Source organism: Maridesulfovibrio sp., from assembly GCF_963677005.1.
Taxonomy (GTDB): Bacteria; Desulfobacterota; Desulfovibrionia; order Desulfovibrionales; family Desulfovibrionaceae; genus Maridesulfovibrio.
Window position 1 is genome coordinate 3,850,061 of sequence record NZ_OY781616.1, and the last position, 20,581, is coordinate 3,870,641.

Here is a 20,581-nt window from a genome sequence, read left to right on the forward strand (position 1 = left end):
GGAAATTTAAATATTACAAAGGTTGGGTCGGTACGGGGGCTGCTTATCGCGGACATGCCCGGACCGAACCTTGTTACGCGGTCACTTCCGTTCCGATCCCGCTTTTGGTGAAAAGTTCCAGCAGAACACAGTTTTCCACCCTTCCGTCTATGATGTGCGCTTTTTCCACTCCGCTGTGGACAGCCTCAAGACAGCAGCTGAGTTTCGGGATCATGCCACCTGTTGCAACACCGTTGTCTATAGCCTCAGCGGCCTCGCGGCAGGTCATGGATGAAATGAGATTCTTATCGGCGTCCAGCAATCCCTGCACATCGGTCAGCAGGTGCAGTCTTTTGGCATTCATTGCCGCAGCAACCGATCCGGCGACCGAGTCGGCATTTATATTATATGTAGCGCCTTCCTCATCCACTCCTACCGGAGCAATAACCGGGATGAATCCTTCGGCCAGCAGGGACTTGATCAGTGTCGTATTTACCTCTGTAACCTCGCCGACCTTGCCCAGGTCAATTATTTCCGGGACCCGTGCTTCCGACTCCACCACCAGTTCTTTCTGTTCGGCCTTGAGGAGCATGCCGTCCTTTCCGGAAAGTCCCACTGCCTTGCCGCCGTTCAGGTTGATCAGGTTTACGATCTGTTTGTTCACCTGTCCTACCAGCACCATTTCCACAACGTCCATGGTCGCGGCATCGGTAACCCGGTATCCGCTTTTGAACTGGCTGTCGATGTTCAGCGCACTGAGCATTTTCTGGATCTGCGGACCGCCGCCGTGGACTACAACCGGGTTGATTCCGATATATTTAAGGAGGATTATGTTCAGAGCAAAGGCTCGCTTCAGCGTCTCATCGATCATGGCGTTCCCGCCGTATTTTATGACAATGGTTTCGCCGTAGAATTCCTTGATATAGGGCAGTGCCTCAATCAGAAGCTTGGCCTTTGTTATATCTCTTTCCATGTCCATTTATTTTGATCTCCTGGAGTTTGTTGTGCCGGAGTACCGGCCGGTCTTTAGCTATAATTTAAAACAGGCCGAAGGGAAACCCCATGGTCACGGGCCGCTCAGGAACAAAAAGAGGGCCGTGCAGACTTTCAAGTCTGCACGGCCCCTGCTTTAATGAGGAATGGAAAGTGAATATATGTTAACCTGTGGAGAGCAGGCACCGAAGCCTTTGTCCTCAGGATTTTGCAGTATGAAACCAAGCTGCTGAGATAACAGATTAACCAGTGTCTCTTGTGGTATGAATTAACGCATGCACTTGTAATAGACCCTGCAAAGTTACTGCAAAAAAAATAAGCAGGGGGGCGTGTATGCTCTCTGTTTTCTCTCAACATGTGTTGTTTATGCATAGCTCCGGGGCCTTTTCGGTGGCAGGCGATAGGAAATGGTGGCGGTGGTGCCGTGTCTGCTTTTCCGAAGTGGGAGCCAGGACCGTGTCTGGTCGTGGTGCATAAACTGTTCTCGGTTCTATCTGTTTCTTAGTCCTTTTTCCGCTTGAGTAGGCAGGGGATGTGGTGGGTCCTGCATGATCAAGCAGTTTATCGGTCAGAGTGTTTTCGTCATTTGCCCCAAGGGGTTCCCCTGCCTGTGTGGGGCAGGCAGGGGAAGGGAGTGGTTTGGGTGCATGTATAGTTAAAAGCGGTTGTTGTTTTTTGTGGTTAGTGATTGCTCATACAAATATAACCAAAGAGATCGTTTGGCAAGAGGAAAGTTATATTAAATCAAATTTTTGTTTGTATTGATGTTTTTTATTTTTCTTGGTTTTGATGTTTTTATGTGTTATTTTGATGTGTTAAGTTGCGTGTCGTCATGATGAGGTCTGAGGTTGGCAGTCTTGATGTAGAATCTGAAAACGTAATTGCTGGCGGAGCAAAACAGGTCTTCGTTTTTGATATAGCTATATGTTTGTTCAGGTGTTCGGTAAAATTGATTGAACGGTCATATAGTTATAATTGCTGGGTAAAAAATTGTAGAAAGGCTTTTAAACCGGTGGAGGCTTATGGTTGGCCATGATCAAACCATACCGGCGGCGAGACTGTTTTATCTAATACTCTTGTATGGAGGAAGAATATTGATTAATAGAAAAAAGAAGATGGGGATGAGTGTTCCCCAATGAATTTACGGAGCTTGCTGATGGTCCAGAATAAGAGACGCAGGACAAGAGTCACTGCCGGATTTACCGTGATGCTGCACAAGGACGGGGTTGATTCTGACGCTGAAACCCGCAACCTGAGTCTTACCGGCCTGCTGTGTGAACCTGTGGAAGGTTTTGAGGTGGATGATGCCTGCGAAGTGTCCATTACCCTGTCCGAAGAAGTTTTTATCAAGGTCAGTGCCAGGATTGTCCGGGCGGATGAATCCGGACTGGCTGTGAACTTCAATTCCATGGACGAGAACAGTTTTACGCACCTGCGCAGGCTGATTCAGTTCAACGCTCCCGATGCGGACGCTATAGACAGCGAGCTTACTTCTCCCGCTTTTGATTCCTGATGGTCGGAATGCACAGGGTTGCGGGTCTGAAAAGGCAACATTCGTAGGCCCTGGCTATTTTGCGGGCTTTTGGTGAGGGAATGCCGCAGTCCATTAGTCTGCAGTAGATGTGGAGCGGATTGAAAATGTGCTCCATGAATGCTTTAAAACCGACTTTCATTATCTTTCCAAAATATTTTTATGCTGAGCAGGCATCGGCCGTATGCTCGTGGCTGCGCCAAATGATCACGGATCGGGCGTACCGTCAATTATTGGGGGTACAATACGTTTATCATGCCGGTTCAGCTTCGAATCCTCTCAGAAATTTCAAAGTTACCGCAAATATTACCACTGCTACCGCGGCTCCGGCATAGTAGACCGCATTGAGGCCCATACCGGCATAGACAAGTCCCATCATCAGCGGGGCTATGGTCTGTCCGACTCTGAGCAGCATGCCGTTTACGGACATGAATACGGCCCTTTGCTCCATGGGGGCTATTGCGGTCAGCATGGACATTGAGTTCGGCAGGTTAAGGCCCTGGCCGAGGCCGAAGAAACATACCGGGATAATGCACCAGAGGGCGGAATGGCCGGTAGGGAGCATGATCATGGCGGTTCCGTAGGCCAGCGCCGAAATGGCGATCATGGTAGGCTGGGACATTATGCGCGCCAGTCTGCCCATCTGGGAGGCCGCGATGGCGGTTATGAAGGATGCGCTGGAAATAACCGCCCCGATGACCACAGGTGATGATGCGAATTTCGAATGCAGAAGGATCGGGAGGTAGGTGATTATCGGTCCGTAAAGGATGATGAAGGTCAGGAGCGTTATGATGAAAAGTGAGAGAACCTCCTGCCTTTTCATGCCCTCAATGGCGGAACTGAGGTATTTGCGCATGTTTCCTTCCGATTTCGGTTCCGGATTATTGAGCCTGAAGGCCACAATCCAGGCAAGCGGCAGGGCCGAAAGCGCAAGCAGAAAGGGCGCCCGCCAGCTTATCTGGGCCAGTATTCCGCCTATGGCCGGGAAAATAGCAGTTCCCATGCTCAGAACCCCGGCGTTGAGCCCCATTGCCTTGATCCGGTCTCTCCCGTTGAAGAGATCACCGATAATGGTCAGGTTGATGACCCCTATCGCCGACGCTCCTACCCCCTGAATCAGCCGGAGCAGAAGAAGCGTGTTGTAGTCGGAAGCAAAGAAGCAGGCGGTCCCGGAGATACCGAAAAGTACAAGAGCTGGAACCAGGATTTTCTTCCGGCCCAGCCTGTCCGCAAAGATTCCTGCCAGCGGGGAGAAGATGATTCCCGGAAGTGTGAAAACCGTGAAAATGAGTCCTACATTTGAGGCTGAGATATCGAATCTTTTTATCAGCAGCGGCAGGGCCGGAATTATGCTCGATACGCCCATGATGGCCATCAGCGTAACGGTGAATACAATCTGTAGATTTTTATTTTTATGCAAAGCAGTCATCAGTGGCAGGTCCTTTTGTAGCAATTTGAATCCCGCACGCTACGCCCTATCGCATTGCTTCGCAACCTCAGCGAGCCCCGTCCGGCTGTCATGGGAAAAGTGGTGGAATTAAAGGCTCATGTCGGTTAATGATGGCTCATGTTCAGATTATACCGCATATTCAAGTACAGTCCTGCCAAGTTTACCGTTCTGCTCGGTTTTCTGGTCCTGCAGATATTCATCAGTCCTATTGCCGGTGATTCCAGGGTGTTGCAGCAGGTTCTGTATTTTTACACTTATCTGGTGCTCATCTCGGCTGTAACCGCAATAATTTCGGACCGGCGCAAACTTTATGCATATTTCAGCCTGTACGCCGCATCCCTGCTAAGTTCGGTTATGTTTTTTCACAGCAAACATCTGTTCTGGCTTTCAGTGAGCGAAGGGGCGGATATGCTCATGCTCTGCATTGCCGTGTGGGGAATTCAGCGGTTCATGTCCCGGCAGCGCAGGGTTACGCAGGATCTTATCTCCGGGGCCATCTGCATCTACATGCTGGCAGGGATGATCTGGGCGGATGCCTATTCGCAGTGCGAAATATACCGCCGGGGCTCATTTTCCGGCCTTGATCCGGAGTCAGGCATTTTCGCCATACGCAATGCCCTGACCTACTTCAGCTATGTCACCATGCTCACTGTCGGGTATGGGGACATAATGCCCGTCTCATTCATGGCCCGATCTCTTGCCGTTCTGCAGGGGATTTTCGGGCAGATGTATCTGGCAGTGTTTATTGCCGGAATTCTGGGGACATTCATCTCCCAGCACAATGCAGGCAGCAGTGATAATAATCAATCCGGGCATTCAGGTCCTGACTGATGTCAGGCGGAGGTTATCAGGCCTCCGTATCGAAATAGGGCCAGTCATCCGGATGCTGTTGAGCGGAGTAGCGCTGTGCAGCCTTTTCCGGATTGCCACTTGTTTCGTACCCGCTGGATATTTTTTCAAATTCAGCAACCGTCAGTTGCGTCTGGGCCTGTTGCGGGCCTGCCAAAAGGGATACTGCTACTCCTTCTTCTGTCTGCGCATTCTGTCCCTGCGGCTGAAGGTCGGTTTTGCCTTCTTTGACCAGAACAGCCCTGTTTGTGAGTTTTCCGAATTCCTCAAGAAATCTGTCCGAGCGTTCGCGCATGTACATGGAGAAACTGTCTCTTTTGCGCTTGTTCTGAGTGGTGAGCCGGTCTATCTGCTCCTGGGTGATCGAATCATCTTCAGACAGCTTGCGGATATCCTCAAGGACCTTGTCGTCTTCCTCGTAGTTGCGGTCGTCACTGTTGAACATCCTCGGCAGGGCGTATTCCGATGCCGAATGGGTAACACTGGCGGCATCCTCGGAGTATCTGTTCTGACCGGCATTTTCCAGTTTTCCCTTTGCATGTGCCGCAGCGCCGGTACGAACCGAATTGATTGTCTCGGTCATGTCCCGGTCGGAGAATGCTGCAACTTCGCTTCTGGCCGTGGAAAGAGCTTTTTTGGCTATGTCCAGAAGAGTCAGGTCCTCACTCATTTTTCCGTTTTCTTCGAGCTTGAACAGGGCTCCGTCGTCGTCCAGAAAAGAGAGTGATTCTGTAAGATTGTTCCAGAATTTGTCCTCGGCGCTTTTGGCCAGGCTCTGTACTCTGTTTACCAGCTTGGTGCTGTCCCCGCTGAAAAATTTATCGATAAGCTTTTTGGCGTTTTTGAAGTCCTGTCCTTCAATAGCCTTGGAAAGAAGTTTGATATGCTCATCGTATTCTGCCGAAGTTTTGCCTCCAAGCAGGGCATCATTCTTGTCGAATATTTTGTGAAGTCCGTCCTGCAGATACTTGGAAGATTCATTTATGGCCTTCTCAATCCTGAAATTCAGGTTGTCCTGAGACAATCCGTTGCTCGGAGTAAATTCCATGTTTTTGACGTCAGGCTTTATTTTGTTTTCCTGGCCTTCGGGGGTGGACTGGTTGCCGGACAGGTTGAATCTGCTCATGGTCTGTTGCGGTGCGAAGCCGCCTGCTGAAGAAATTCTCATTATTTTCTCCCGATTAATACCGCATCCGGCTTGTTCCTGTAATTGCGGATGCGCATATCCAGCCCTGCCGGTTAACATTTGACAGCAGGCGGTTGTCCACAAAAATAATCCATCCGATGATGCGGTATTGTTTTTATAATCGGCGCGCCTTTAGAAAACTTTATGCTTGTAGTTATAAATTTATAGTTTAAAATAACTGATGCATTGGCGTCTTGTTTATTGAATTTACTTATGCATGGCGCGGAAGCCTGATGTGGGGAATTCATAAGAGGTAGGCCAAGTGGCTCAAGTTGGAAATTAACAGTGTGACGTATGATCTTATGCCTTGAGGGTGGCACGGTCCGGGGATCAAAAAAATCCCTGAGGCAGGAATACTTGATTCATGCCTCAGGGATTTTGAGAGTCCGTATGATTGCCGGATGAGAAATTATCCCGGCAGAATGGTCTGGCATGGGTCGGAGAATCAGCCCCAACCGATATGCCGGAAGTGGAAAATATAGAGTCGGTTAGAGTGCGGCGTCGAGCAGCAGATTGTCCCGGTGGATTGCTTCCGGATAGGGGCATTTTCCGAGGATGGATTCTATTTCTCCGGATTTGGAGCCCATGATCCTGTTCATGTCTTTGGCTCCGTAGCAGGTCAGCCCGACGGCAAGTGCGCGGCCGTCCTGGCTGACGACACGGACAAGCTCACCGGCCTTGAAATCTCCTTCCACACCGGTAATTCCGGCAGGCAGCAGACTTTTGCCCCCGGACATGAGAGCCTTTTCTGCACCGCTGTCGATAACCAGATCGCCGGCGGGGTCGCAGTGATAGGCCAGCCAGTACTTGCGGCGGGAAATCGATTTTTCGTCCGGAACGATCCAGGTGCCGCATTCTTCTCCGTTGAATACCCGCTCTATTACCATGCGTTCCCTGCCGGAGAGAATGAGGGTGGGTACTCCTAGCTGGGCCGCACGGTGGGCGGCGCGCATCTTGGAAAACATGCCGCCTGAACCTACAGCGGTCTTTCCATCACACATGGCATCAAGATCGAGATCGTGGATATTATCTATGCAGGAAAGAGGTCTGGCGTCCGGGTTCTGATCGGGGTTGCTGTCGTAGACCCCGTTTGCGGAGGTCAGGTTGATGAAAAGATCGGCTTCGACAACGTTCAGGATCAGGCTGGCGAGGGTGTCGTTGTCACCGAACTCCAGTTCCTGAACCGCCACGGTATCGTTTTCGTTGATGATGGGGATTACCCGCCATTCCAGCAGCCGGGACAGGGTGTTACGGGCGTTCAGGAAACGCGCGCGGTGTCTGAGGTCATCGCGGGTGAGCAGCACCTGCGATGTGATCAGGCCGAAACGGCGGAACGTTTCATCGTATTCGTGCATGAGCCGGGACTGGCCTATGGCCGAGGCCGCCTGCCTTGCCGGAAGATCGTCCAGTCTGGCATCGCCGGGCAGTGAATTGCGTCCCGCTGCGACCGCACCGGACGAAACAAGCACGATATCCACCCCGCGTTCATGCAGAGTAGCCAACTGGTCTGCCAGACGGCAGATAAGGCCGAGGTTGATGCCTTCTGAGGTGGTCAGCACGGCGCTGCCTATCTTGACCACGATCCTTTTGGCATTTTTCAGCGTATTAATCCTGTTCCCGATCCTGTTCATCTGTTTCCTCTTGATTCATAGCGGTGAATCTGTCCCACATTTCGGTCAGGAGTTCAGCAAGCCCGTCGCTGTGGAGTGCGGATATGAAAAATATTTTATGTCCTGCTGCGGCTGCCTTGGCCTTCAGATCGGACAGGTCTTCTTCCGAGAGCAGGTCTATCTTGTTGATTACCCTGATCTGAGTTTTGGCTGCGAGATCATCGTCGAAAAGACGCAACTCCTCGTCGAGCATGTTGAATCCCGCAAACGGATCATCCATTCCGAGATCTTCGGCACTCAGGATATGAACCAGAAATCTGGTCCGTTCCACGTGCTTCAGGAAGCGATGCCCAAGTCCCTGGCCTTCGCTGGCTCCCTCGATGAGTCCGGGGATGTCTGCTATGACCAGCCTTTTCCCGTAATCGTTTTCCACTACGCCGAGATTCGGAACAAGTGTGGTGAACGGGTAGGCTGCTATTTTCGGCTTGGCAGCGGAAATTTTGGATATGAATGTGGATTTGCCCGCGTTCGGAAGGCCGAGCAGACCTACATCGGCAATGATTTTAAGCTGCAGGCGGATGCGTTTTTCCTCTCCGGGAAAACCTTCCTCGGCATAGCGCGGGGTCTGGTTGGTGGAGGATTTGAAGTGGATGTTTCCACGTCCGCCGTCACCGCCCTTGCAGATGACAACTTCCTTGCCTTCCTCGGTCAGGTCGATAATGAGTTTTTCGGTCCCGTCTTCGGGATTCACTTCAAAGACGAGAGTTCCCATGGGCAGGTCGATGATCAGGTCGTCCGCAGCCCTGCCGTACTTGTCGCTACCCATGCCGGGCTGGCCGTTCTTGGCTTCGTAGACTCTTTTCAGGCGGAAGTCGTACAGGGTCAGAAGTTTGGGACTGGCCCGAAAAACAAGGCTTCCGCCCCTTCCTCCGTCCCCGCCGCTGGGGCCGCCCTTGGGGATGAACCGCTCTCTGCGGAAGGCTACACAGCCGTTTCCGCCTTTGCCGGAGCGGACAGTTATTGTTGCTTCGTCTATGAATCTCATAAATATGTTACCTTTCTGCCTCCGGCATCCTCGCAGGGGCTGTTAAATGCTTGCCGGGCGCATTTAATTATATCGCCTCCGGCTGAAGGGAATTCATTCCCCGATTCTTATTCCGATTTACAGCTTAAGGACAGCGCCTTTCGGAACAGCTTATAAAATGTTCCTGTATGGTGCAGGAAATGAGCAGGGGCCACATATCAAACCGGGCCTGTTCTGGGCACGGTATATGGATACCGGAAAAAGGACATATGTTCCATACAAGAAAAGGCAGGGGACGCATAATCTATGCGACCCCTGCCTGTAGAAAAGCTTTCGCCTGATTTCTAGGCTTCTGCAGGAACGATGTTTACTCTGGTCTTCACGCGGTTTTTGCGGATGTACTTTTCGTACTCCACAGTACCGTCAACGAGAGCGAACAAGGTCCAGTCTTTACCGGTACCTACGTTTTTGCCGGGATGGATTTTGGTTCCAACCTGGCGAACAAGGATATTCCCTGCAAGAACTTCCTGGCCGCCGAAGCGTTTTACGCCACGTCTTTGGGCGTTACTGTCGCGACCGTTTTTAGAGCTTCCGCCCGCTTTCTTATGAGCCATTGTGAGCCTCCTTAGCTGCTTCTGTCGTCAAGCTTAAGCCTGGATGGCTTCAACCTTGATTCTGGTGTAGTCCTGACGATGACCCTGTTTTACCTGAGAGTCTTTCCTGCGTCTTTTCTTGAACACGATGATCTTTTTGTCACGTCCGTGTTCAACAACGGAGCAGGAAACTTTAGCGCCGTCTACATAAGGAGCGCCGATTTTAACGTCTTCGCCTTCACCGATGAGAAGAATTTTATCCAGATCGACTTTGGTGCCTGCTTCAGCGTCCATTTTCTGGACATTGAGTTCCAGACCTTCTTCAACGCGGAACTGCTTGCCGCCAGTCTCAATTATTGCATACATATTTGCTTACCTCCGTCACGTAAGAGAGGGGAAGATATTCGTATCCGGGGGCAAAAGTCAAGTGGGTAATCAAACTTTTTTTGCGGAATCAGCCATACGGTCCGATGCCCGGAGAACGTGAGCCCCATTATCTGTATTGTTGTTTCTGATTACAGGGCAGTTGCGGCCCATGCATTCCTTGTTTGTTTTCATTTGATCACACAGTATAGGCTCATCAGCCTTCAGGCGCAAGCCCAACACTTCCTGTGATATCCGTGCGGCGGCTCTAAGGGCCAGCCATGAATCCCGCTGGCAGCAGCGGGCCGCTTCCAGTGCGGAAATATCCTGTAGAGCCTCAAGGGTTCCCTTTTGAACCACGGATCTTTTTTCCGCGGTATAGGGTGTTGCCTCCATAATGGCGCTCATTGCCGCGCCCACACCTATAGCCGCGCCGCAGACCCCCATGAATCCGCAGAAACCACCCGCTATTTTAGCCCCGCGGGAGATGGCCGTGTCGATGACGCTGTCGTCAACATCGCCGCCGCTGTTGCGGTAGGCCGTAACGATGATTCCCGGCACCAGCGCGTGGTGTTCCGGTCCGTGCATCGGGATGGCCGGATGGCTGCGTATTTTCTTCAGCAGGGCGATCATGTCCTTTTCCGTGCTGTTTTTAAGCAGGTGCGGCATGACCTCCATGCCGTCTTCGCTGTGGCAGGCATCGCAGACGAAATGACCGTTGGCACAGTGGGCGTTGGCTTCAAACTCACGCCCGCAGAATACACAGGTCATTTTTCTGTACCGGGTGAGGTAGTTGATGGGCGCGCCGCAGACCATGCAGTCCGAGGTGTTTTTCAACGCGGACATACCCTTGCGCGCATTTGTTCTTCCGGGGCCCGGTGCATGCGGTTTTTCCTGCGCATCAAAGGCAGCCGGTGTCGGGCAGCAGGATACGCCGATATCGACATTTTCCACTGCGCCGTCACTGCCGATGATGAAAATCTGATCTCCCAGCAGGTCGGCTTCGTTTTTGGCAAGTTCGGCTATGGTACCGGGAATGAGCATTTTCCCGCCGGACATCACTGCGGTTTCAAGCGGACCCCGGAACACGGCTTTTACGGTATCTTCTTCAACCGGTTTGAAAGCCCGGAAAGTGAGCGAAAAAAAGTCGTGCCCGGCCACCGTGCGGTAGGGGAACCTTTTAATGATGGAGATTGATCCGAATCCGGCCTCTTCGAGCAGCCCGACAAGGTTTTTCTGGGTCTGGGCTCCGGCTATGCACTCCCCGTGCAGGGTGTCGTCATTGCGTATTTCCGGGCCCGGTTCGGTTTCGCAGACCACGTCGGATACGGTCAGTCTGCCGCCGGGCTTGAGCACGCGGAACATTTCAGCGAAGGTCCTGCGTTTGTCCGCGGAAAGGTTGAGCACGCAGTTGGAAAGGAGCAGATCGGCGCAGTCGTCTTCCAGCGGAAGCTCTTCCAGATAACCCTTGCGGAACTCCATGTTGTCGAATCCGAGCTTTTCCGCCACCGCCTTTTGTCCCTTGCGGGCGTGTTCGAGCATGGGATCAAGCATGTCCACACCGGTGACTTTGCCCTTAGATCCGGTCATTTTAGCGGCAATGAAACATTCTATTCCGCGTCCGCTGCCGAGGTCCACGACATGTTCGCCGGAGCCGATATCCGCATCCATGACCGGGGAGCCGCATCCGTAGCCGCGAAAGCGGAATTCCTCCGGGATGTGCTGCATGATCCCCGGATCGTAGCAGGCCGGATTAAGGATATCCTCTTTGGCGGTTTCAGCGGCTTCGGTGTAAAAGTCCTTTACAATGGACAGGCTGTCCTTCCCGGCAACGGCCAGCAGACAGTTGGTGTGGGTCAGGGATACCGGGCCGTGGCCGTGGCATTTATCCAGCCTGTCTCCCATCTTGAGCAGCAGACGGGCTGAATCGTGCTTGCGCGATTGCGCGGCTTTTTCCGTAATCAGCTGCAGCGCGGTCAATTCGTGGAGCTTAAGATACGGATCATCGCCGATAAAAGTCGAATTGCGCATGTAGCTGTGGTCGGTGTCGCCGCCTCCGTGGAAAAATCTGAAGGGGCTCTGCATGGAAGTGCAGCTTGCGGACCGCAGCTGATCAAGCACCGGGCTCTGTTTCCACGCCTTTTCCAGTGTTTGCGGAACAGGGGTGGCCAGATCCTCCATGCCGACCATGGCTGCGGAAGGATAAAGCTTTCCATCCGGGCCGACCGCCAGTGATTCCCATCCGGCAGTGGACCCGTCATGGACTGTTCCGCAGGGCGAAAATATCATGTCCTTGACTGCTTCAATGTTATCCACGGTGACGCCGAGCCTTTCCCCGGCATCTTTTGCCTTCAGAAGGTGCGGGTAGATTTCCTCCGGGCTGACGAACTGTTCCGGCTCGCCTCGGCCGCGCACGAAATACCACATGAAGTGGACATTAGAGGCTCCTGTTTCAGCTGCGAATTTGACAACGTCCCGCATCTCCCTGAAATTATCCCTGGTAACACACATGGAGATGGTGAAGGGGATACCCTGTGATGCAAGCCAGCCCAGTGAGTCCCTGACTGCTTCAAACATTCCCGCGCCCCTGATCCGGTCATGGGATTGTCCTATGCCGTCTACACTGATCTGCAGATGCAGCCTGTCGAAATCGTATCCGCTCTGCGCAAAGACCTTACGCACGGCCAGTCCGTTGGTCAGCACGGCTACGTGGCAGCCTTCAATTTTTTGCAGTTCGGTGATGATTTGAGGAGTGCCTTTGTGGACCAGCGGTTCCCCGCCCGTAAGGGCGAAAAGTCTGCATCCAAGTTCCGCAGCCTGTTTTGCCAGTTCAAGAACGCGGGCGGTGGGAAGTTCCCTTTTTGCCTGCGGGGAGGAAGAAAAAAGGCAGTGGCTGCAACTCATGTTGCAGTTGTCGGTTAGGTGGAACCACAGTTCGCGCAGGGTTTCGGTTTTCAGCAGTTCTGCCCGTCCCGGATATGTCTTTTCGTCCGCATCGGGCAGGCGCAGCAGAAAACGTCTGTCTTCCATCGAAAGGCTGCTGTCAGGGCTGTTTGCGATCCGGCACAGGATTTCATCCCCGGCGGGGGTGGGCACAAACCAGTCGGGAGATTCGGCTCTCAGGTAGACAGGCTGGTCGTTGTGGACGATACGGGTCCATTCGGCGATATCAAAGGGCAATTCCTGATCTCCTTGAAAAAATTTCATTACAGGCAGGGGCCGGCATCAGATGAACATATACATGCTGCGCGAAAAACCGCCCGGTATAAATATTTCCTGCCGGGCGGTGTGGAAAGCCGATTGCATCGGGCAGCTGATGAAATAATTGGCCCACGGTTTCACCGACTACTAGCATCTACTGTTATCCGGCTCAACCTTATCGGTAATTGACCATGTAATGGAACAGTGGAGACCGGGCAGGTGTATCCGGCCCACGTCGGCGGAATCGGTGAATTCCTGTTTGGCGGAGTAGAATCTACAGCTTCTCGCCTTTCCTTCCATGCTCCACGCAATGACCGATCAGTTCGTAAGCCAACTGTGTTGCAGCGAAATCCGAGGCATGGTCGCCCGCCTGCGGGGCGAGTTCTACCACGTCAGCACCGATTATGTGCCGCCCCATTATTGCTTTTTCCATGAGCGTAAGCGCGTCGTGCCAGAGAATTCCGCCGGGAACGGGGGTGCCGGTGGCCCTGATTACCGAGGGATCAAGACCGTCCACATCAAAGGAAATGTATATTTTTTCCGGAAAATCGTCCGGGAGCAGTTTTTCAGGAATTCCGCTGAGATAAAGTTCGCGGGCATCTATATGCTTAACAAGGTTGCTGCCCATGCGGAATTCGGCTTCTTCCACGCACAAGGCCCGGACACCCAACTGAAAGACCGGAAGCTCAAGATCGTCCACTGCCCGGCGCATTACGCACGCATGGCTCAGCGGGTTGCCTTCGTAGCTTGGGCGCAGGTCCGCATGAGCATCGAACTGGACTATGCCGAAAGTGCCGTATGCTTTTTTCAAGGCCCTGAGCGCGCCAAGCGTAACCGTGTGCTCACCCCCGATAACGAACGGAGCGGCACCGCATTCCAGCGCATAGCTCACAGCGGATTCTATCTCTGCAAGTGCGGTCTCGGTGTTGTCGGAGCAGTTCACAGCCGGGGCGGTATATAAACCGGCCTCTCCGGGGCATGATCTGCCGTTCCAGAGCTCCAGCTGTGTGGAGGCTTCCAGTATTGCAGCAGGTCCGGCGGCAGTGCCTCCTCCGTATGAAACCGAACTCTCCAGCGGCGCGGGAATAACGTGCACAACGGCTGTTTCCGGGGCGCAGTTGGGAATTTCGCCGGCAAGAAAATGATTATTCATGGTCAGTCCTTATTATACGGATGGCGGTAGAAGAAGGCCTTCGGCGACCCTGCCGGGGGCCTCAAACCCTTTTGCAAAAGGGTTTGAGAATCCCAAAACCTTTTATTGGGGCTTAGCCGTTTCATATGCCAATCCAGCATAATTATGAAACGAATTTTTTATATTTTAAACTTATCAGGGATGTGGAGAGCAGAGATGGATTATCCCCTTTGGCCGCCGGAGGCGAAACCAAATCCCCGAACGCGCGAAGCGCATCAAACCTCAAGACAAACGATTCCTGAAATCCTCGTAGCCGAATTCACGGACAACACGGGTGCCGTCTTTTGAATTGTGCAGGGCTATGGAGGGCAGCTGGATGCCGTTGAATGTATTGGTTTTGACCATGGAATAGATCGCCATGTCGGTGAATACTATGCGATCCCCGGCTTTGAGCGGGGAGTCGAAGGAATATTCTCCGGCAACGTCCCCGGCCAGACAGGAGGGGCCGCCTATGCGGCAGGTCCATGGTTTTACACCCGCTTCCGCCGAGCCGACAATGTGCGGCCTGTAGGGCATTTCAATAACGTCGGGCATGTGGCAGGGCACTGCGGAATCCATGATGACCAGCGGCATGTCCGCCATGGTTACATCGAGGACCGAGGCCACGAGGAAACCGCTGTTCAGGGCTACTGCTTCGCCGGGCTCCAGATAGACTTCAACATCCCATTTTTCTTTGAAACGGGTGATGATCCTTACGAGGAGATCAAGGTCGTATCCGGGCCGGGTGATGTGGTGCCCGCCTCCGAAATTGACGTAACGCATGCGCGGCAGCACGTCCGAAAAATTCTTTTCCACGGCGGCTACGGTGCGTTCCAGACAGTCGGCGTCCTGTTCGCAGAGATTGTGCCAGTGCAGACCTGTTACACCGTCCAGATTATCGGAATTGAAATGGGCTCTGCGGATGCCGAGCCTTGACCCCGGCGAGCAGGGATCGTAGATGGGCACCGCGCCTTCGGAGTGTTCCGGATTTATGCGCAGGGCTATTTCTATTTCCCGTCCGGTCCTGTGTGTGTAGTCGCGGATGACCGGACGGAACCTGTCCAGCTGGGCAAAGGAATTGAAGACTATGTGGTCGCTTGTTTCGCACAGTTCGGCAATGTCGGAGTCCGAGAAGGCGGCTGCAAAGGTATGGACCTCTTTGCCGAATTCCTCGCGTCCGAGTTTCGCTTCATGGGGGGAGCTTGCGCAGACCCCGTCCAGCCCTGCGGCCAGTTGCGGAAAGGTGCTGAACGCGGCGAAACACTTGAGGGCGAGCAGAATGGAACATCCCGCCCGCTCTCTTACCGAGGCGAGGACCCCCAGGTTTCTGCCCAGAAGGTCCTCGTCCACTATGAAACACGGTGTTCTGACTTCAAAGGGGTTGAAGCCGTATTCGTCCTTCTTCACTACAGTACCATTTCGTTCCAGGGCAGTCCGTGGGCATTAAGGGCGTCCATGAACGGGTCGGGATCGAACTGTTCCATGTTGAACACTCCCTTGCCGGACCATTTGCCGGTGACCATCATCATGGCTCCGATCATGGCCGGAACTCCGGTGGTGTAGGAGATGGCCTGGGAACCGACTTCCTTATAGGCATCTTCATGGCTGCAGATGTTGTAGACGTAAAGTTTCTTTTCCTTGCCATCCTTCAGGCCCTTCATGACGTTGCCGATGCAGGTGCGGCCCTTGGTCAGCGGACCGAGGGAGCCGGGTTCGGGCAGCACGGCCTTGAGGAACTGCAGGGGCTGAATTTTCTGCCCGTTGTAGTCGATCGGTTCAATGGAGGTCATGCCGATATTTTCAAGCACCTTCAGGTGGGTGAGGTACTGCTCGGAAAAGGTCATCCAGAACCGGGCGCGTTTGAGTCCCTTGATGTTGATCGCCAGGGATTCAAGCTCCTCGTGGTACATGAGGTAGCATTTTTTTTTGCCGATGCCTTCGGGGAAGCTGTAGTCCATGGACCATGACAGGGGATCGGTTTCCACCCATTCCCCGCGTTCCCAGTAACGGCCGCGCTGGGTTATTTCACGGATGTTGATTTCCGGGTTGAAGTTGGTGGCGAAGGCCTGTCCGTGGTCACCGGCATTGCAGTCGATGATGTCCAGTTCGTGTATTTCATCGAAGTGGTGCTTCATGGCGTGGGCGGCGAACACGTTGGTCACGCCCGGATCGAAACCGGAACCGAGCAGGGCCATGAGTCCTGCTTCCTTGAATTTATCCTGATAGGCCCACTGCCATTTGTATTCGAACTTGGCTTCTTCCGGCGGTTCGTAGTTGGCGGTGTCGAGATAGTTCACGCCGACTTCGAGACAGGCGTCCATGAGCGAAAGATCCTGATAGGGAAGGGCCAGGTTGACCAGCAGGTCGGGTTTGATCCTGTTCAGGAGTTCCACGGTTTCGCGGACGTTGTCGGCATCAATTTTATATGTGGGTACATCGACGCCGGTGCGTTCCTTTACGGATGCGGCAATGGCGTCGCATTTTTCCTTCGTGCGGCTGGCCAGGTGTATTTCAGTGAACACTTCGGGAAGCTGGGCGCACTTGTGCACTCCTACGCTTCCGACTCCTCCGGCACCTATGATCAGAACTTTGGACATGTTTTCATCCTCATATCCCCGAATGGGTAGGGGCGTTTTATCTTTCAAAGTAAGTGTATCCCTGCAGGCCGTTCTTGTATGCCTGAAGGATTTCCCTGCGCTGAACGGGGGTGATCAGCTTCTTGCGGACCGCGCTTTCGGCGGTCTCCCTGAACCTGGTCAGCAGATACTTGGTATCATATTCCACGTAGGAAAGTATATCCTCCACCGTGTCGCCTTCCATTTCGCCAACAAAGTCAAATTCCCCGTTCTCCTTGATTTTCACCGTGACGATGTTCGTATCGCCGAGGAGGTTGTGCAGGTCGCCGAGAGTTTCCTGATATGCTCCCACGAGAAAGGCGCCGAGGTAGTACTCCCCGTCTTCCTTGAGATCATGCAGGGGCATGGTTCGTTTAACTCCCTGGCTGTCGATAAAACGGTCTATCTTGCCGTCGCAGTCACAGGTTATGTCCGCCAGTATTCCTTCCCGGCCGGGCTTCTCGTTCAGCCTGTGAACAGGCATGATCGGGAAAAGCTGGCCGATGGCCCAGGCGTCCGGCAGTGACTGGAACACACTGAAGTTACAATAATATATATCCGAAACAGCATGCCCGATTCCTTCCAGTTCCTGCGGAAGGCTGGGCAGGTCCTTGATCAGCACATTGATTCTGCGCACTATTTCCCAGAAGACGTTTTCGCCCATGGCCCGTTCCCTGAAGGATATCTTGCCGCCGCTGAAGGCCTGACGGACTTCATCGCGATAGTAGAGGGCATCGTTGAAACTCTCCTGTATATTGCGCAGGTTGAGTGATTTAAGAGCGTCGAACAGGTGCAGGATGTGGATGTTCGTGTCCTCTGGAAACTCAGCGGGCAGCGGGTCCGGTTCAAAGCGGGCCGTATCCAGCACGTTGAAGAGCAGCATGGAGTAGTATGCTACCAGCGCCCTTCCGGATTCGGTCACAATGGTCGGATGCGGAACGTCCTGTTCATCGAGAACGGTCATGACTCCTTCAACCACGTCGATGCAGTACTCGTCCAGCGAGTAGTTGCGGCTGCTCATGAAGTTGGTCTGGGTTCCGTCATAGTCAACGGCCAGCCCGCCTCCGAGGTCGATGTAACGCATGTTCGCGCCTTCGCCCACCAGCCCGGCGTATACGCGGCTGGCTTCTGCTACCGCGCTGCGTATTTCGCGGATGTTGGGAATCTGCGAGCCGAGGTGGTAGTGCAGCAGTTGCAGGCAGTCGAGCATGTCCGCCTGTTTGAGCTTGTCGATGACGTCTATGATCTGGGTGGCGTTGAGTCCGAAAATGGAGCGGTCCCCGCCCGATTCGGCCCAGAGCCCGGCTGCATGGGACGAAAGTTTGACCCGGACACCGAGAATCGGCCTGATTCCCTTTGCCCGTGCCCGTTCGATAATAAGCGGAAGTTCTCCGGGCATTTCGACCACTAGAACGCACTGGAATCCGAGCTGGGTGGCATAGAGCCCCAGATCGATGAATTCCTCGTCCTTGTATCCGTTGCAGATAAGCACGGATTTTGTGTCGCGGCACATGCCCATGGCGGCGATGAGTTCGGCCTTGCTGCCTGCTTCCAGACCATGGTGATACTTTTCTCCGTGCCTGGTCACCGCTTCCACAACCTGCTGCTGCTGGTTGACCTTGATCGGGTATGCGCCGAGATAGGCGCCGCGGTAGTCAAGCTTACCGATCGCCGACAGAAAACATTCGTTTAAAAGTGAGATTTGGGTATCGAGGATATTCTCGATGCGAAGAAGGACCGGCATGTCGAGTCCGCGTTCCTGTACACCTGCGATGATTTCAGGGATGCTGACCGAATTTTCAAAACAGCCGGGGTTGGCTGTAACCAGAAGATCGCCTTCTTCGGACACACCGAAAAAGCCGGCGCCCCATTCTCGGACGCCGTAGAGTTCTGTGGACTTTTCAGCAGTCCACCTTTCCAGTATCGGGGTCACTCATAAACCCTCCATTGAATTGTAGTCCGGGAAAAATTCGCGCTTGCGAATGGCCCTTGCACAGGCCGTCCCGATAAGGGCGGGAGTTAGATTTCTCAACCGGAAAAGTCAAGATTTTTTATTACTCCGGACGGTGTTTTTTCTATACCGTTTTGCCTCTGTCTTACGCTCCCCTGAGCATAACCCGGCAGAGGAAAAATGACAGCAGTTAATACCGTTTTTTTGAGGGTTCCCCGAAATTGGTGATTGTTGTAATTATCTGTCCTTAACATCTTAAAATTATGTGTGTTTTGGGTGTGCTCGCATCCTTTTGGTCTTTGCAGTTAAATTCCGTTACCAAAAGAATGAATGGTATTGAGTGTCGAGTCATTTCTTCGGGCTCTGGCGAGCACAAGAACATTGATTTCTTCAGCCCCGGCTTCAAGCATGGTTCGGGCGCATTCTCCGACAGTTGAACCGGTGGTGAATACGTCATCCACAAGCAGTATCCGCTTTCCGGAAAAGGCATGGTGTTCGGCGGCAAAGGCCCCGTGAAGATTTTCCCTTCTTTCATCTCCGGAAAGCGAGCTTTGCGGAATGGTCTTCCTTACGCGGGCGAGTGATTTTTTATCCAGCGGAGAGTCTGAGAAGGCGGAAATATACTTCGCCAGCACAAGGCTCTGATTGAACCCTCTTTTTCTGAGTCTGGAAGGGTGCAGCGGAACTGGGACTATCAGTTCCGGGCGGCAGTCCCTGCCGATTCTGTCCGCAGATTCTGCGATCATGCCGCGAAAAACAGACCCGAATTCCGTTCTGCCGTTGAATTTCCATGCCAGAATCATGTCCCGCAGGATGCCTGTGTAGCTTCCGCACGAATACACTTTGCTGAAAGCATGGGCAGGGTTTTCAGAGTTGTACGATGACTCAGGATGCTGTCTTGAGAGTGAAGTTTCGGCCTGTTCTGCTGTCAGCAGTGCCAGACACCGGGGGCAAAGCGGTGATTCGCCGGTATAAACGGACCTGCACAGGACGCAGCGTCTGTCGCCGAATATACGGCGTAGGATTGCCGAAGCTGTTTTGAACGGTATTGAGAGGGGGAACTGCGTCTGCATCAGTCCATTGTTTTATGGATTTTAAAAATGATGTGGAACAGTTCTTCCTTGAGTATCGGCTTGAGGAGAAATGAAGTGAAGCCTTCTTTGAGGCATTCGGAAAGGATGGGGGAGTCGTCTTCGGCCGTCATGGCCATGGCGGGAGTTGCTATGCCTTCTCCCCTGATCCTGCGGATAATTTCACGTCCGTCCATGCCCGGCATGTGTATGTCCAGTATGATCAGGTCATAGGTGGCGGACTGCAGTTTTTCGTAGGCTTCGTTTCCCGTTTCCGCGAATTCCGGCTCTATGCCCATCTGATTGATGTAAGTCTTGAGCACCAGTCGTACCGGGCGCGAGTCCTCGGCAATCAATATTTTCATGCAGGATATGTCAGCTACCATGGGTAAGGTTCCTTTTCCATGCTTCCGATCCGGCTTCGAGCAGTACGGAGCAGTCTGCGGGACTTTTTTGCAGGTCTCCCGGAAGGTCTATTCCCCTGAAGGTTATTGCCGGCTGTAGTTCGGCCCTGAAGAACCTCAGGAAGAATTTCAGGGTCAGTTCTGCGCCTTCAAAGAGTTTTGCTCCTTTCGGCCTTCCCGCAAGCAGGCATGCGTATGCCGGGCGGACGGGCAGGGTTGCGACTGGTCCCGAGGAAGCCTGTGCCGCCTCAAAGGCCCATTGGCCCCGGTCTATGAAGGTCTTCAGTCTGGAAGGCAGGTGGTAAAAATAGATCGGTGAAGAAAAGAAGGTGAACGGAGCATGCATGATTTTTTCGTACAGTTCCTGCGCTCCATCATCGTTGGCGAATATGCAGCGGTTTCCTTCGGCCTTCCGGCATTTGAGACATCCTGTACAGTGCCTGAAATCCATATCGCCTATCCGGACCAGTTCGGCATCCCCGCCTGCGCTGCGTATGCCTTCGAGAAACAGGGCCGCCGCATGGTCGCTGTTGCCGCCGCGATGGTGGCTGCAGGCGAATATTACCGGGATCTGTTTCATCACGTTCCTTT

17 protein-coding genes are annotated in these 20,581 nt (G+C 53.2%); 2 read left to right on the plus strand and 15 right to left on the minus strand.

What is annotated here, in order from left to right; genetic code table 11:
• Positions 1-73: 73 nt before the first annotated feature.
• Positions 74-952 carry an acetylglutamate kinase gene (argB, locus tag ACKU4E_RS16935; protein ID WP_320172654.1) on the minus strand — a complete coding sequence of 293 codons (879 nt, stop codon included), beginning with the start codon at positions 950-952 and terminating at the stop codon, positions 74-76.
• A gap of 1,176 nt (positions 953-2,128) precedes the next feature.
• Here argB and ACKU4E_RS16940 point away from each other — a divergent pair.
• Positions 2,129-2,485: a PilZ domain-containing protein gene (locus ACKU4E_RS16940; RefSeq protein WP_320172255.1), complete on the plus strand. Its 357-nt coding sequence runs from the start codon at positions 2,129-2,131 to the stop codon at positions 2,483-2,485.
• Positions 2,486-2,756: 271 nt separating this feature from the next.
• Here ACKU4E_RS16940 and ACKU4E_RS16945 read toward each other — a convergent pair whose 3' ends face one another.
• Positions 2,757-3,932: an MFS transporter gene (locus tag ACKU4E_RS16945; protein ID WP_320172256.1), complete on the minus strand. Its 1,176-nt coding sequence runs from the start codon at positions 3,930-3,932 to the stop codon at positions 2,757-2,759.
• Between the two features lie 138 nt (positions 3,933-4,070).
• Here ACKU4E_RS16945 and ACKU4E_RS16950 point away from each other — a divergent pair, with 138 nt between their 5' ends.
• Positions 4,071-4,784 (plus strand): ion channel, encoded by a 714-nt coding sequence (locus ACKU4E_RS16950; RefSeq protein WP_320172257.1) that lies wholly within the window; start codon positions 4,071-4,073, stop codon positions 4,782-4,784.
• A gap of 16 nt (positions 4,785-4,800) precedes the next feature.
• Here the strand turns inward: ACKU4E_RS16950 and ACKU4E_RS16955 are convergent, their stop codons facing one another.
• The 13 genes from ACKU4E_RS16955 to ACKU4E_RS17015 all read right to left on the minus strand — a co-directional run bounded on the left by ACKU4E_RS16955 (position 4,801) and on the right by ACKU4E_RS17015 (position 20,570).
• The gene (locus tag ACKU4E_RS16955; RefSeq protein WP_320172258.1) at positions 4,801-5,970 is read right to left on the minus strand and encodes a hypothetical protein; all 1,170 of its coding nucleotides are present in this window, start codon (positions 5,968-5,970) and stop codon (positions 4,801-4,803) included.
• 506 nt (positions 5,971-6,476) lie between these two features.
• Positions 6,477-7,619, minus strand: a complete 1,143-nt coding sequence (gene proB / locus ACKU4E_RS16960) for a glutamate 5-kinase (RefSeq protein WP_320172259.1) — start codon at positions 7,617-7,619, stop codon at positions 6,477-6,479.
• The gene (obgE, locus tag ACKU4E_RS16965) at positions 7,594-8,643 is read right to left on the minus strand and encodes a GTPase ObgE (RefSeq protein ID WP_320172260.1); all 1,050 of its coding nucleotides are present in this window, start codon (positions 8,641-8,643) and stop codon (positions 7,594-7,596) included. The genes proB and obgE overlap by 26 nt, the downstream gene beginning before the upstream one ends.
• Positions 8,644-8,966: 323 nt before the next feature.
• Positions 8,967-9,236, minus strand: a complete 270-nt coding sequence (gene rpmA / locus ACKU4E_RS16970; RefSeq protein WP_320172261.1) for a 50S ribosomal protein L27 — start codon at positions 9,234-9,236, stop codon at positions 8,967-8,969.
• Positions 9,237-9,269: 33 nt separating this feature from the next.
• The gene (gene rplU / locus ACKU4E_RS16975) at positions 9,270-9,581 is read right to left on the minus strand and encodes a 50S ribosomal protein L21 (protein ID WP_320172262.1); all 312 of its coding nucleotides are present in this window, start codon (positions 9,579-9,581) and stop codon (positions 9,270-9,272) included.
• A gap of 69 nt (positions 9,582-9,650) precedes the next feature.
• Positions 9,651-12,758: a DUF5714 domain-containing protein gene (locus ACKU4E_RS16980; RefSeq protein WP_320172263.1), complete on the minus strand. Its 3,108-nt coding sequence runs from the start codon at positions 12,756-12,758 to the stop codon at positions 9,651-9,653.
• Between the two features lie 295 nt (positions 12,759-13,053).
• Positions 13,054-13,932, minus strand: coding sequence for an agmatinase (speB, locus tag ACKU4E_RS16985; protein WP_320172264.1), 879 nt, complete (start codon positions 13,930-13,932; stop codon positions 13,054-13,056).
• A gap of 261 nt (positions 13,933-14,193) precedes the next feature.
• On the minus strand, positions 14,194-15,357 hold the full coding sequence (gene nspC, locus ACKU4E_RS16990; RefSeq protein WP_320172265.1) for a carboxynorspermidine decarboxylase: 1,164 nt from the start codon (positions 15,355-15,357) through the stop codon (positions 14,194-14,196).
• The gene (locus tag ACKU4E_RS16995) at positions 15,357-16,547 is read right to left on the minus strand and encodes a saccharopine dehydrogenase family protein (RefSeq protein ID WP_320172266.1); all 1,191 of its coding nucleotides are present in this window, start codon (positions 16,545-16,547) and stop codon (positions 15,357-15,359) included. The genes nspC and ACKU4E_RS16995 overlap by 1 nt, the downstream gene beginning before the upstream one ends.
• A 37-nt stretch (positions 16,548-16,584) precedes the next feature.
• Positions 16,585-18,498 carry a biosynthetic arginine decarboxylase gene (gene speA / locus ACKU4E_RS17000; protein WP_320172267.1) on the minus strand — a complete coding sequence of 638 codons (1,914 nt, stop codon included), beginning with the start codon at positions 18,496-18,498 and terminating at the stop codon, positions 16,585-16,587.
• Between the two features lie 323 nt (positions 18,499-18,821).
• Entirely contained in the window at positions 18,822-19,589 is a 768-nt protein-coding gene (locus ACKU4E_RS17005; RefSeq protein WP_320172268.1) for a ComF family protein, read from the minus strand.
• The gene (locus ACKU4E_RS17010; RefSeq protein WP_320172269.1) at positions 19,589-19,972 is read right to left on the minus strand and encodes a response regulator; all 384 of its coding nucleotides are present in this window, start codon (positions 19,970-19,972) and stop codon (positions 19,589-19,591) included. Before ACKU4E_RS17010 ends, ACKU4E_RS17005 begins: the two co-directional genes overlap by 1 nt.
• Positions 19,962-20,570 carry a flavodoxin family protein gene (locus ACKU4E_RS17015; RefSeq protein WP_320172270.1) on the minus strand — a complete coding sequence of 203 codons (609 nt, stop codon included), beginning with the start codon at positions 20,568-20,570 and terminating at the stop codon, positions 19,962-19,964. The genes ACKU4E_RS17010 and ACKU4E_RS17015 overlap by 11 nt, the downstream gene beginning before the upstream one ends.
• Between the last annotated feature and the right edge of the window lie 11 nt (positions 20,571-20,581).